Source organism: Bacteroides sp. DH3716P, assembly GCF_025914115.1.
In the GTDB taxonomy this organism is placed as follows: domain Bacteria; phylum Bacteroidota; class Bacteroidia; order Bacteroidales; family Bacteroidaceae; genus Bacteroides; species Bacteroides ovatus.
In genome coordinates this window covers 1,205,138-1,218,351 of sequence record NZ_CP083673.1, presented here as the reverse complement: position 1 = coordinate 1,218,351, position 13,214 = coordinate 1,205,138, and the positions used below count along the sequence as shown (strand labels likewise).

The 13,214-nt window shown below is 34.5% G+C and carries 13 protein-coding genes and 1 tRNA gene; 13 read left to right on the top strand and 1 reads right to left on the bottom strand.

Annotated features, from left to right (window positions below; translation table 11 throughout):
• Nucleotides 1–209: 209 nt before the first annotated feature.
• The 13 genes from KQP79_RS04275 (at nt 210) to KQP79_RS04215 (ending at nt 12,124) form a co-directional block, all read left to right on the top strand.
• Nucleotides 210–282, top strand: a tRNA-Arg gene (locus KQP79_RS04275).
• A gap of 142 nt (nt 283–424) precedes the next feature.
• The gene (locus KQP79_RS04270; RefSeq protein ID WP_009038816.1) at nt 425–1,720 is read left to right on the top strand and encodes a phage integrase SAM-like domain-containing protein; all 1,296 of its coding nucleotides are present in this window, start codon (nt 425–427) and stop codon (nt 1,718–1,720) included.
• A gap of 100 nt (nt 1,721–1,820) precedes the next feature.
• Nucleotides 1,821–4,091 (top strand): DEAD/DEAH box helicase, encoded by a 2,271-nt coding sequence (locus KQP79_RS04265; RefSeq protein WP_061447787.1) that lies wholly within the window; start codon nt 1,821–1,823, stop codon nt 4,089–4,091.
• A 234-nt stretch (nt 4,092–4,325) separates the two neighbouring features.
• The gene (locus KQP79_RS04260; protein ID WP_008644575.1) at nt 4,326–5,000 is read left to right on the top strand and encodes a hypothetical protein; all 675 of its coding nucleotides are present in this window, start codon (nt 4,326–4,328) and stop codon (nt 4,998–5,000) included.
• 330 nt (nt 5,001–5,330) lie between these two features.
• Entirely contained in the window at nt 5,331–5,600 is a 270-nt protein-coding gene (locus KQP79_RS04255) for a hypothetical protein (protein WP_008644571.1), read from the top strand.
• A gap of 94 nt (nt 5,601–5,694) precedes the next feature.
• Nucleotides 5,695–6,582 (top strand): AAA family ATPase, encoded by an 888-nt coding sequence (locus KQP79_RS04250; protein ID WP_009038813.1) that lies wholly within the window; start codon nt 5,695–5,697, stop codon nt 6,580–6,582.
• Entirely contained in the window at nt 6,548–7,633 is a 1,086-nt protein-coding gene (locus KQP79_RS04245; protein ID WP_032850952.1) for a DUF3871 family protein, read from the top strand. The genes KQP79_RS04250 and KQP79_RS04245 overlap by 35 nt, the downstream gene beginning before the upstream one ends.
• An 8-nt stretch (nt 7,634–7,641) precedes the next feature.
• Nucleotides 7,642–8,097: a JAB domain-containing protein gene (locus KQP79_RS04240; protein WP_032850951.1), complete on the top strand. Its 456-nt coding sequence runs from the start codon at nt 7,642–7,644 to the stop codon at nt 8,095–8,097.
• A 941-nt stretch (nt 8,098–9,038) separates the two neighbouring features.
• Entirely contained in the window at nt 9,039–9,314 is a 276-nt protein-coding gene (locus KQP79_RS04235) for a hypothetical protein (RefSeq protein ID WP_009038810.1), read from the top strand.
• The gene (locus KQP79_RS04230) at nt 9,301–10,545 is read left to right on the top strand and encodes a WG repeat-containing protein (RefSeq protein ID WP_081104605.1); all 1,245 of its coding nucleotides are present in this window, start codon (nt 9,301–9,303) and stop codon (nt 10,543–10,545) included. The genes KQP79_RS04235 and KQP79_RS04230 overlap by 14 nt, the downstream gene beginning before the upstream one ends.
• A 4-nt stretch (nt 10,546–10,549) precedes the next feature.
• Nucleotides 10,550–10,951 carry an aspartyl protease family protein gene (locus KQP79_RS04225; protein ID WP_004312356.1) on the top strand — a complete coding sequence of 134 codons (402 nt, stop codon included), beginning with the start codon at nt 10,550–10,552 and terminating at the stop codon, nt 10,949–10,951.
• Nucleotides 10,944–11,330, top strand: coding sequence for a hypothetical protein (locus KQP79_RS04220; protein ID WP_009038808.1), 387 nt, complete (start codon nt 10,944–10,946; stop codon nt 11,328–11,330). The genes KQP79_RS04225 and KQP79_RS04220 overlap by 8 nt, the downstream gene beginning before the upstream one ends.
• A gap of 188 nt (nt 11,331–11,518) precedes the next feature.
• The gene (locus KQP79_RS04215) at nt 11,519–12,124 is read left to right on the top strand and encodes a hypothetical protein (RefSeq protein WP_009038807.1); all 606 of its coding nucleotides are present in this window, start codon (nt 11,519–11,521) and stop codon (nt 12,122–12,124) included.
• Between the two features lie 411 nt (nt 12,125–12,535).
• Here the strand turns inward: KQP79_RS04215 and KQP79_RS04210 are convergent, their stop codons facing one another.
• Entirely contained in the window at nt 12,536–12,964 is a 429-nt protein-coding gene (locus tag KQP79_RS04210; protein WP_004326194.1) for a hypothetical protein, read from the bottom strand.
• Nucleotides 12,965–13,214: the final 250 nt, after the last annotated feature.

Here is a 13,214-nt window from a genome sequence, read left to right as displayed (position 1 = left end):
TGTTAATTGTCGGCAAAGATAGGAATAAAATTGATATATGTAATGGATATTCTCTAAAAGATTGTCAATTTGATAAAGTAAATGCTCTAAAGCATTTCAAAATAACAGTCTTCTAATATAGGGAAGTACCTTAAGAACTATAAAAAAAGGAGAATCATTAGGAAGATGAGAAGATTTTTTATACTTTTGTCCTCGCATTTAGAAAGAATGGCCCCGTAGCTTAGTGAATAGAGCGTCAGATTCCGGTTCTGAAGGTCGTGCGTTTGAATCGCACCGGGGTCACAGTTGAATCCCTTGATAATCAGTAGATTATTGAGGGATTCTTTTGTTTTAGTGCTAGTCTTTAGGTACAAAATTTAGGTTAAATATCCCCTTTTAAAGTATAGTTGTTGGTCTATTGTTGTTCCTAATAAACCAATGTAACATGTTGACTATCAAAGCTGAAGTCTTAAAATCTAAGCAAAAAGTTGATAAAACTTATAACGTAAAAATTAGGCTAACCTACAACAGAGAGGTTAAGAGGTTGGCTACTCATATCTTTGTAAGAGCAGAAGACCTGACTAAGGACTTCAAGTTAAAGAATCCAAAGTACATCAAGGAAGCTGACAGATTGGTCAGATACTATGAAGAGTTATGCATGGGGCTTCCATTGGAGGCTTCCAATTTAACCTTAAGTGATGTACTTGATTATATCCAGAAAGAGAAGGAAAAGAATACTCCTATTGACTTTATCCAGTTCTGCAAAGACTGGTTGGCAGCTACAGAGGTCAAGGGTAAGAGAAATTATCAAACTGCCCTCAATGCCTTCATTGCCTTCTTAGGAAAGGACAAATTAAATACTAACCAAGTTACCAAGTTGTTAATGATGGAGTTCATGGAATACCTTCACAAGAAAAGGGCTAAACAGGTGGCAGAACTTCAGAAGAAAGGAAAGAGAATACCCTCTAACAGAATGGTATCACTGTACACTAGTAGCATCAGACATCTATTCAACGAAGCTAAGAAGAAGTACAATGATTATGACAGGAATCTCATTAGGATACCTAACTCACCTTTTGAGAACTTGGTGATACCAAAGCAGGAAGCAACTAGGAAGAGAGCATTATCAGCAGAGTTAATTAAGAAGATATGGGAATTACCTTATATCATTAATGCTAATGGTAGAGAAAGGTTATGCCCCTTTAACCTAGCTAAGGATTGCTTTATCCTCTCTTTCTGCCTAATAGGGATGAATTCTGCTGACTTGTACAACTGTACTGAAATGGAAGATGGTTCAATTACCTATTACAGGACTAAGACTACAGACAGAAGACTTGATAAAGCTAAGATGAAAGTAGATGTTCTTCCTGTCTTACTACCTTTAATGAAGAAATATGAAGATTACACCCAGAAGAAGGTATTCTGTTTCTATCATCTCTATTCTACTTTCAAGAACTTCAACAGAGCCATCAATCTTGGGTTAAAGCAAATTGGCAAAATACTGAAAGTGGATGATTTGGAATACTATGCTGCAAGGCACTCATGGGCTACATTAGCTGTTAATAAAGTAGGTATAGATAAGTATACAGTTCATGCTGCCTTAAATCATATTGATGAGGCTATGAAAGTCACTGACATCTATATTGAAAGAGACTTCAAGATAGAGAATGAAGCTAACAAGAAGGTGGTTGAGTATGTATTTGGTAGTTATAGTGAGCTGCCTAGTCCAGAAGTGAAGTAAGTTTAACATAAAAGAACCTCTGTAATTGATTGAATTATGGAGGCTCTTTAGTATATTTGTTCACTTACAATCTATATACTAACTACAAACTAAGTGAGACATGAGCATAGAAGATGAACTGGCAAAGGAAATAGCAGGACTTGATAGTAGCTTCATAGATGAGTTATACAATCTCCAGATTCCTGATGAGAAGACCAACCTGTCAGAAGTTATAACATTAGGCACTACTCCTGTATCAGAAGAGCACTCTAAAGAGGTTAAATCTTCCATAGTTGAAAACCAATTAGAAGAGACAGTACCTAATACTTATGGTGACTTACATGATGCACCTGTAGAGTACATTGAGATATTATCCTCTGGGAAAGTAGGAGAAACTAAAACCATACCTCAAGATACAGTAATAACTAGTTTGGATAACTTGCTATTTGGCAGAGAACCAGAAGTAATAAGAGAAGAAGTTGGTGACTCCTTCTGGAATCTGGCTGACTTCATAGATAAGATGCCTCATGGTATTATAGACAAGAAGATACCCGGCATTGGAGCTACTACCCTTGAGATAAACTCAAAGAGAAATTCAATCATAGTCTTTCCTACTAAGGCTCTGGCTTATGGTAAACACTCAAAGCATCCTAATACATTATATGTAGGTAGTGAGATTAAAGGTGAAAAGGAAAAGGTAACTAATCAGCAGATTGAGGAATACCTAGCAAAAGATGGATACAAGAAACTTCTAGTAGTTGCAGACAGTCTAGGTAGACTATTAGGTATCATAGGAAAAGAGAACTACAAAGACTATTTCCTTATGGTTGATGAGATTGATGTTCTCCAGACTGACAACAACTTCAGACCCCAATTGGAGAATGTGATTGACTACTACCTTATGTTCCCATTAAAGAACAGATGTATGGTAACAGCTACTATGAAGGAGTTCAGCAATCCACACTTAAAGACTGAATGTAGATTTCCTATAACATGGAAATACAATACCCATAGAAATATAGACTTACTACATACAGATAATGTCACACAGGCTGTCATAGAAAAGGTTATCTCCCATCCTACAGAGAAGGTGTTCATTGCCTATAACTCCATACTCCAGATAAGAAACATTATAGCATCACTAGATGAAGAAACCAGAAAGGAATGTGCTATCCTATGTAGTGAGGTATCCATAAAGGAAGCAGGAGAATACTTTGCACCTAAACTAGGAGACAATGATACCTTACCTGCTAGGATTAACTTTGCCACCTGTTGCTACTTCACTGGTATAGATATAGAGGATAGTTACCATCTAATCACTGTATCAGATGTAAGAAGAAGTCACTCAATGTTGACCTTAGATAGAATGACACAAATACATGGTAGATGCAGAAAGGATAATGGAATACTAAGTGAAACTATCATATATAACACCTTAGGATATGTATCAGTAATGGAAAGTATGGAAAAGGACACTGCCACTCTATTAAACAAAGCCCAAAAGGTACTCAAAGTACTTGAATCAGCAGATACTATCTCACAGGGGGATTATACCTTGGCTGATCTATTTGCAATAATCAAAGAAGCCATAAGAGAGAAAGCGCAAGAAAGAATTGCAGGGAATGAGTTAATTAACTTGACTAGAAAGGATATATATGGAAAGAATGTACCTGCCTACCTCAATATAGATTACATCATTGAAAGAATCGACTTATATGCCTCATATTTTATGCCTGAAACCTTGAAAGAAGTACTAGGTAAACAGGTTAACATCATTAGTTATAAATCCCTACCTTATGGTGTTTCTCCAGAGCAAAACAGCATAGAGAAAACCAATAAGGATGCACAGAATAAGTTGACAGATAGTTACATTCAAGAAGCCATAGATAACATCAAAGTATTATCAACCACAGGGCAGTTGAATGACAATACTTTGCACTTATACATTAGGCAAAGTAGAAGCAGGACAAAGATATTCTTAGAGAGATTCATTAAGCTCTACAAATATGTTGACCTTGATAGTTTGCTACATCAGCTATGGGAGATTAGAACAAGTAACAATATAGCTTACAAGAATCTCAATAATGCAGTTATGTATTGGGCACTAGATGAAGAGCATCCTTTCAAGGTTGCAATAAGAAGAAGTTTCACCTTAAATAAGAGCTATTCAGCAAGTGAGATACAAGAGATATTAGCTCCTATAGTCCAGTATCATCTACATAAGGTACTGAAACCTAGAAAGTATGTAGCCTTATTGAAAAGCATATATGCCACTGACAGGACATCTGGGAATAAGTACACCATCAGAGGAGAGAATCCAAGAGGTTTTAAAGAACATACTGGCAGGATAGCTACCAAAGAGAATAACTTGTTAAAGTTATTTGTGTTATAGAAGGTTAATATACAATCAGATAAATGATAAGAATATTGGTATTATAGACTTTATTTACTATATTTACATTTGATAATCAGATGGTTATAGGAGTGATATATCTCTAATATGACATTAGCTATCAACAGAAGCAACCTTAGGGTCAAATATCACCCTATACTAATTACCTTTAATCCTTTATTACTGTAGGTAATTAGTATGGGGTGGATTTTGACCCCTATAAAATCAGAATTAATGACAATAGTTAAACAATTCACTATCATCCCCATTGAAGCTTGCAGGTACTTCAATCCAAAGCAGCTCTACCTATTAGCAGGTCTCTATATTAATGCCTATCCTCAAAGGGAAAGCAATTACATGACAACAGATACTACTATCAGTCAGTTGTCAGAGCTTACAGGAGTAAGTACAGATTATATCAAAGATTCCTTTATCCCCAGACTAAAGGAGCTAGAAGATAAAGGATATAGAGTAGAGACTATACAGCAGCAAAGAGAGATTAGAAGGAATATCTATTATCTACCCAATCCTCCTAAGAATTTCAGAATTATATGGGCAGAGTTATTCAGTGACAGCTCTTTAAGTCCAGAAGAGAAAGGAGTTATGATAGGGTTATACTGCCTTTGTGTTAACAAAGAGTTCAGGGTAGACCTATCAGACAAAGCCATTTATAGCCACTTGGATATGGCAAAGAATACATATAAAAAGTATAGAGACTTATTGATTGAGAAGAAAGTAATCTGGTCTTCTTATGATGTTCCAATGGCACTAGCATGGACTGAGCACATGGAATCTAAAGTCCTTCTGTACCCTCATTTGGGTCACGATACTTGGATAGACAAAGTTATATCACATGTACCAGATGATGATGAAATCAAGCATTACCTTGATACTATTAATGATGAATGAATGATACATACCCCAATATCCCCTGTTTTCCCACCAGAAGGCAGGGGATTGCTTTATATGTACATAACTAATATATAGCACTTCTTACTGTCACCTGATATATTATACTTCTAAATTTTTTATTTTTTTCTTCAATTTGATACTTACAAGTGCACTCTAAGTCACAAAGTCTCCCTCCCCTTACCTTAGGAGTGGGATAGTCCCCCTATGCATATTGGGGAATATTGGATTTACATTATAAGCTCATTACAGTTAGCTCATTACCCCACCATAGTAACTGAATCAACAGCAGCAGAATAGTCTGTCTGCACAACAATAAAATACAAGATTATGGAAAAGTTAAAGTTCTTAGAGACAGTGACAGTGAATGAGTTCAAGGCTCAAAAGGGAGTAAGTAAGATTGAGGTAAAGCAAAATCCTCATACAGGGAAGTGCTTCTTTGTTTATGGCTGTGAAATAGGTGCAGCAAGTGACAAATTTCTTAATGGAGAAGTAACCAATCCTGTTATCTCTCAAGTATGTTCACCAGATACAGGTGATATGTTCTATATGCTGCATCAAAGAGGTGAAGGTGGAGCTATGACATTAGCAACTTTATGACAGGTCTCAATGTAGACCTCAAGGAGGCAAGTTTATTAGGACTTGCTTCCTTTTTTCTTTATAGACTGTGTATAACAATTAATCCTATTCAGATATGTTGAATTTAAGAGTTTCATCCAAGAAGCAGGCTAAAATTAAGCTTGCTTTACAAGGCTGTGCAGGTTCAGGTAAGACCTATTCTGCATTGCTTTTAGCTTATGGTTTATGTAATGACTGGACTAAGATAGCCATTATTGACAGTGAGAATGGAAGTGCTGACCTTTATGCTCACTTAGGTGCTTATAATGTATTAAGTCTAAGTGATAACTTTACACCTGAAACTTATATACAAGCTATTGAAATATGTGAAGGTGCAGGTATGGAAGTTATCATAATTGATAGCATCTCACAGTGTTGGGATAACTTGCTTGAATACCATGCAGGATTACAAGGTAACAGCTTCACTAATTGGCAGAAGGTGACACCCAGAATCAATGCTTTCATGCAGAAAATTCTACAATCCAATAGGCATATTATATGCACTATGAGATGCAAACAGGACTATGTTCTAAGTGAGAAGAATGGCAAGATGATACCAGAGAAAGTAGGACTAAAAGCAGTCATGAGAGATGGTATAGATTATGAATTTACCATAGTATTTGATATTAATATGAAGCACCAGACTATTGCATCCAAAGACAGGACAAACCTGTTTATAGGTAAGCCTGACTTTACCATTACACCTACTACAGGACAGAACATAGCAGATTGGTGTAATGATGGTGTCAATCTGGAGATGATAAGGAGCAAGATTAACAGCAGTAAAACCATTGAAGAACTGACTGCCATCTATCATGCTTATCCTGAATGGTATCAGCAGTTAACATCAGAATTCATGCAGAAGAAAGCAGCACTTCAGGTACAAAAGAATCAACCAACTATTAACTATACCCCTAATTACATTAGATATGGAAATAATGCAGTTGCAGCCAGTCAGAGCTAATCTGATATACCCTAATAGAATCAACAAAGAAGGCTCTCATGTTCAAATAGTTGAGCCAATGGAAGTCATCAACACAGGTATTATGTCAACAAATCCTGTAGAAGCTGATTCCATAAGCACCAGAGAAAGTAATAAGTTACCTTTTATTGAAGCTAATACAAAGGAAGTAACCATGCAGTACCTCAAAGAGGAATGTATTACACCTGTGTTTTCTAAGGACAATGAGGTTACTATATCACACTCCAGTTTCATTGAAACTGTATGGGAAGCAGCTAATAAAGTCTTCTCCAATGAGAGAATAGAAGAACCTGCCATTAGGGTAAGCCATGTTATCAAAGGCAGAATACCGGAAGCTATTCATAAGCCAGTAAATCAGCTACTGGAATCTGATAAAACCATCTACTTTGAGAGAATGATGTTCTGTTTTGAGATACCTACCATATATGAGGATATTGCAGGTAACAGACTGAATTTAACCATAGGTGGAGTAAGAGCTTATAATCACATGAATCTGTACAGCAAGAAGAGTGCAGAGAAGTTCAAGGTGTTCATTGGCTTCAAAAACTTAGTCTGCTGTAACATGTGTGTATCAACAGATGGTTACAGGTCAGAATTAAAGGTTATGAGTACAACTGAACTATTCAATGCAGTGGTGAGGCTGTTCCAAGAGTACAATATAGCCCAACACTTGTATTATATGTCAGCTTATAAGGATAGCTATATGAGAGAGTCCCAATTTGCACAATTCTTAGGTAGATGCAGATTATATCAATTCTTACCTGTAGACCAGAAGAAGAAGTTACCACAGATGCTAATGACTGATACCCAGATAGGATTAGTTGCCAAAGCATATTATAATGATGATAACTTTAGCACCCTTTTGGACAGCAGGGAAATTAGCATGTGGAATGTGTACAACTTACTAACTGGAGCTAATAAAAGTAGCTACATTGACAACTTCTTGGACAGGTCACTTAATGCCACCCAATTGGCTGAAGGACTTAATAAGGCTTTATATGGTGAGAATGAATATAGTTGGTTCATTAATTAGTGTATCTTATGGACAGTATAATGAATGTAGCAGAGGTTCAATTGAGCTATAAAAGCAATGTCAAATCATCAACTAGATACAAGATAAATAGCTCACAAGATGCCTATGAACTATTGATAAAGTACTTCCCTGATGATACAATAGAATACAAGGAAAGCTTTAAAGTAGTACTGCTTAATCAGTCTAACAGAGTACTGGGTATAGTACCTATTTCAGAAGGTGGAATATCTGCAACTTATGTAGATGTGAGGTTGATATTACAAGCTGCCTTATTGGCTAATGCAACACAGGTAATATTGGCACATAATCACCCTTCTGGAAGCATGAAACCCAGTACTTTGGATGATGCTTTGACTGAAAAGGTCAAGAAGGCAGCAGAACTCATGGAGATTCATGTAGCAGACCATGTAATCTTAAGCCCAGAGAAGGAATACTACTCCTATTATGATGAAGGAAAACTATAAATACTTAACCTTCTAAGGTCTACAATATCCTACCTTCTATTAAATCCATTCCCCTCTACTGTTATTATACCATTATGATGGGAAATTTCTCTTGTCTCACTTTCTTACATATTATATATACAAAGTAAGTGATGCAGAATGGCAAATCAGAGGACAGTTTAATAGAAGTTGACTGCCTCTTCTAATATAGGTTGATGGTATTTGATTACAGGATAGAGGGAAGTGCTGCTATAATAACTTAACCACTTGAGGTTCGGTGAAGTATGTAAACATGAATTGTAGCAATAGTTAGTAAGTTAGACTAAATTAAATGTTGATTGAATTATGTGTGAGATTATCTTGATTCTGGTAGGGTTTGTCCTCACCAGTATGATACTTAAGGATTAAGAGGTTATATGCCTCTTACTATGTGATTTTATTGTTGTTGATAGCCCTAGTTCTGTAATGGACTGGGGCTTTAACTAGTGTATATATGACAGCATTGGATATGATATTACAGTGGCTAATATTGATAGTTACTGGTGCTCTATTTATCAATTTAGCATATAGAAAGTAAATAATTAAGCTTACCTTTGTACAATAAGGATATAGCCTGCACCTATGGTACTAATATGCTTTGAAACCTATTAAATTATGGCAGTCAAATGATGAAGTATTACTGGAAAGTTCTATCTTTGCAACAGTATTAATTAAATGACAACTAATGAAATAGAAGTTTAACAAGACATATTAGAAAAGAAGTGTTTGCTTCTTACTTGTGACAGTCCTAAAATTACCACCTTGAAGACTAACAATCACAGCAGTAAGTAGTGGATACTCATACCATTAGGTGTGGGCTTCCCTTATATTGTGTGATTGTAGGTATGTGGTAATACCTTGGACTCCCAATAAGGTTAGGCTCACACTTTCTTTTTGTAGTATGCTACAAAAGGAAATTTATTATGGAAAGAATTTTGATTACAGAAGAGTTAACAGCCTTTCTTAACTCTATGCCAGTAGTGAATGTTGATAATATTCCAATAACACATTCACTAATTATTCGAGATTTGTCAAAACTATCACTTGCAAACGATGAAAGTAATCCAACTCATAATAGTTACATAGCTATTACTAAAACTGGCTATGGTTATCCTTTTACTTGCAATATCAATCAAATTAATCAAATGCTATCTTTTATTATAGATGACATAAATCAAAGAATAAATGAAAAATTATAGTTCCTATTTATTATTAATATGGTGTACTTTAGTACTATGTTCATGTAGTCAAGTCCCCACAAATTTATATCCTATATATAAAAATGGAAAATATGGATACATTGATAGCTTAGGTAATGAAGTTATAAAGCCACAATACTTATATGCCTCATATTTTAATGAAGGAATAGCATTAATTATTGTTGATACCACTTGTGTTATACTTTCCGATACTCTCACGAGTAAGAAGGCTTCATCATTTATTAATCTACTATCTGAACAAAAGAAGATTAGATACAAATATGGATATATCTCATTAGATAATAAATTAGCTATTGACACAACTCTAATTTATGAATTTGAAAATATTGAGAATGATTGGAATAGTATAAAAGAACTAATATCAAAAGGTAAACAACTAAATTTACAATGGTTAAGCTGTTCTGATGATAGGATTTTATACCAAGACAGCATAACGAAATTATTTGGTTATATGAATTCTAAAGGAGAAACTATTATCACTCCCCAATACAAGGATGGATATCAATTTACTGAAGGATTAGCCGCTGTTCAGGTTTTAAATAAAGGTCTAAGAGATTCACCTAAATGGGGATATATTGATATTAATGGTAATCTTGTTATTGAAAGTAAATACTCTTCTGCATCCACTTTTAGAGAAAGTAAGGCTATTGTTGAATTCAGAGAGATGAAAAGGAGAGATGATGGCAAATTTAGTTTTACTAAGTCTTCCATTATCATCAATAAATCAGGTAAAATTATAGGTACTCCCTTCAACATGACTACAACAATTTATCCCTATAATGATGGAATTGCTTGTACTTATAATCATCTTGGAAAACTAAATTTAGGTTATAATTTCATTGACGAGAATGGCAACTATCTAATAGATGGCACATTAATAGATATAACAAGATTTGGCAATGGTTATGCAGGAGTAAAAATAGATAGTACTAATTGGGTATTTGTTGATAAAAGAATGAATATTATATCAGAAGAATATGAAGAAGTAAAACCATTTAAGGAGAACTATGCGGCTATTAAAAAAGACAATCTTTGGGGGTATATAGATACTACCTTTCAGGTAAAGATTCCATGTAAATATGACAATTGCTCTTCCTTCAAAAAAGGATTGGCTTCCTTCGAAATTAAAAGAGAAGCATTAATGATTGAAGGATATATCAATAAGAGAGGAGAAGTCGTTTGGCAGAAAGAATATTCCAACTGGGACTAACATTATGTACTCTATAATAAATGGTTTAAATAAAGTACAACTTCCTATTATCCATGTGAAAATAGAAAATAAATACCTTTGTTTCATCTTGGATACTGGAAGCACCTGTAGCCTGATAGACAGTACTGTAGTAGAATATTTCAAGGATATAGTAGAACCAGTTGGTGACTATTATATCAGTGGAATAGAAGGAACTAAGCATAAGGTAGATATGGTTGCTCTACCTTTCACTTTTGAAGGTCAGGTTTATAAGCCCAAGTTCTGTGTAAGACCCTTACTTGATACCTTTAAAGGCATTGAAGATGAAAGTGGCATACAGGTACATGGCTTGCTTGGAACTGACTTTCTACTGGAGAACAAGTGGGTGATTAATTTCAACAAACTAATAGTAAGCAATTATGAATAAAATAAGAAAAACAATACTCCTTATAATATTAGCAATAGGATTTGTAGTAACAGCAATTATACTATATAACCATCAGGGGTCATCAGATACTCAAAATTATATAGCTAAAATAGTACCTCTTGAAATAAAGTATATAGTAGATCTAAGTTCTGTTGAAGATAAAGGGTATAAACTCTCATATATGGATTACAAAAGTCCTGAACTTACAGCTAGAGTTATTATAGATAATGCCAGAGATTATATAATGCTATTTATGGAAAAGAATAACTATGATGAGGGTGACTTTCATCCAAAAGTATCACTATTTAATGAGTATTCTCCAGTGCTTATAATAACAAAAGACAACAAGGTGTATCTTAAAATGAAGAAAAAAGAATAATTATGAAAGCAATAAGACTTATGTTATGGTTATCCTTACCATTATAGCTACATCTCATCTATAGAGAAGGTGTTCTAAATAAATAGAAGTGTAATGTTGGATAAATCAGACTGATTTACTACATTTGCATCAACCACTTTAACAGATTAAAGTATGGATAGAACATATATTAATGAATTCCACAAGCAATGGATAGAGAGTACTCTCAAGTCAATAACCTCTTGGCAGAAGCAACCAATCTCATTAGAAGAGAAAAAGAAGCAACAGGAAATGTTGAACCAGCAGAAGGCTATAAGAGAAGGCAAATTGAAGAGCTAAAACTATTTGCTACTCAACATAACTTATGGATTAACATTAACTCTCTCCCCTTATCTTACCTTAGTAAAGGGGGAGAAAATGAAGTATTCACAGGGCATGAAGATGTTGTATTCAAATTAAACAACTTTGAGTATGCAGGTGAAGACCTTGAGAACTTCTTCATTAGGATAGAAGCTCATAACCTATTCTTTAGCAATGTCACTTATCAGATGATTGGCTTTGCTTATAACAGTCAATATGAGTTTTGTGCTGTGTTAGTTCAACCTTATGTCAGAGCTAAAAGAGAAGCTACAGAGGAAGAAATAGCAGAACACATGCAAGCATTAGGCTTTGAAATGGTCTATGAGGATGAATATCACAATGCAGAATATGAGGTTTTTGATGCAGTACCTAATAATGTGCTGTATGGTATTGATGATAAACTCTACTTCATTGATACACAAATCAGATTTAGACCTATTGAGATAACACTTTAAACTGATTTAGTTATGAAACAAAAGGAAGAAACTTAGCACACTCCAAGTGCTATTAGTAGTATGATACTAGCATAGCAGTAATACTACTATTGTTGGTCTATAGTTGTTCTATAGGCTGTTAAGAGAAAGTATAAACAAACTAACAACTATTAAAGATAAAGGTGTTACTATGCCTGATTCCGGTTCTGAAGGTCGTGCGTTTGAATCGCACCGGGTCACAGAAAAATCCCTTGATAATCAGTTGATTATTGAGGGATTTCTGTTTTCTTATACCTTGGATAACTAAAACTAAATGCAGGATTTAGCCCTTGTAATTGATTTTTGTTGGTCTATTGTTGTTCCCAAGAAACCAATGTTATATGTTGACTATCAAAGTGAAATCTTTCTTTTATCTCGTAAGAGGTTCTATTATTAGTCTTTCTTTGTATAAGAATTACAAACTAATCGTCTATTTGGGTCATCTGGAAAATCCGGATTAGTTATTTGATTATAAAATTCCCAGTCTCTTTCAAGTCTTTGGGCTACATCTATGTTGGCTGTATAGCAGATGTATTTTTTATTTGCTACATCCAGAATGCCATAGGTAAGAATATCCTTTTCCTTTCCCTCCTTATTTATATATGTACTCTTGACCAATAATATCTTATATTTTCCGTCTTCCCGAGTACAGTATTCTTTATTGTTCTCAAGAGTATATGTGCCGGAGACATCTGTAAAATCATTGGAGGCCATTTCTACGATAATCTGTTTGGGCTCTCCTGTTTCCGGAGTGTCTGTCGAGTCATTGTTGCATGCGGATAGCAAGATGGCGGATAAGAATAATAGTTTAAGTAATTTCATCTTTATATTTTATTTGTTTTTGATCCTTTTTTTAGTCTAGTATATTATTTATAGTGCAAATGTACAGTTTTTGTGTGATATAAAAGCGGTAATGAGTAAAATAAATGTGTTTCATATTCTTGATATTTACATTCATAATCCTTAGATAGTCAGTCATGTATTTTGCTTTGCATTTTCTCAAACCTAGTTAGTTATTATTGTATGTAGTTGCATAATTTAGCCTAAATAGAATGAAAAAGTTGATTTAAAT

Bases quoted from the DNA above. Each gene is read 5' to 3' on its own strand.
- KQP79_RS04270 (WP_009038816.1), top strand. From the start codon at position 425: ATGTTGACTATCAAAGCTGAAGTCTTAAAATCTAAGCAAAAAGTTGAT.
- KQP79_RS04265 (WP_061447787.1), top strand. From the start codon at position 1,821: ATGAGCATAGAAGATGAACTGGCAAAGGAAATAGCAGGACTTGATAGT.
- KQP79_RS04260 (WP_008644575.1), top strand. From the start codon at position 4,326: ATGACAATAGTTAAACAATTCACTATCATCCCCATTGAAGCTTGCAGG.
- KQP79_RS04255 (WP_008644571.1), top strand. From the start codon at position 5,331: ATGGAAAAGTTAAAGTTCTTAGAGACAGTGACAGTGAATGAGTTCAAG.
- KQP79_RS04250 (WP_009038813.1), top strand. From the start codon at position 5,695: ATGTTGAATTTAAGAGTTTCATCCAAGAAGCAGGCTAAAATTAAGCTT.
- KQP79_RS04245 (WP_032850952.1), top strand. From the start codon at position 6,548: ATGGAAATAATGCAGTTGCAGCCAGTCAGAGCTAATCTGATATACCCT.
- KQP79_RS04240 (WP_032850951.1), top strand. From the start codon at position 7,642: ATGGACAGTATAATGAATGTAGCAGAGGTTCAATTGAGCTATAAAAGC.
- KQP79_RS04235 (WP_009038810.1), top strand. From the start codon at position 9,039: ATGGAAAGAATTTTGATTACAGAAGAGTTAACAGCCTTTCTTAACTCT.
- KQP79_RS04230 (WP_081104605.1), top strand. From the start codon at position 9,301: ATGAAAAATTATAGTTCCTATTTATTATTAATATGGTGTACTTTAGTA.
- KQP79_RS04225 (WP_004312356.1), top strand. From the start codon at position 10,550: ATGTACTCTATAATAAATGGTTTAAATAAAGTACAACTTCCTATTATC.
- KQP79_RS04220 (WP_009038808.1), top strand. From the start codon at position 10,944: ATGAATAAAATAAGAAAAACAATACTCCTTATAATATTAGCAATAGGA.
- KQP79_RS04215 (WP_009038807.1), top strand. From the start codon at position 11,519: ATGGATAGAGAGTACTCTCAAGTCAATAACCTCTTGGCAGAAGCAACC.
- KQP79_RS04210 (WP_004326194.1), bottom strand. From the start codon at position 12,964: ATGAAATTACTTAAACTATTATTCTTATCCGCCATCTTGCTATCCGCA.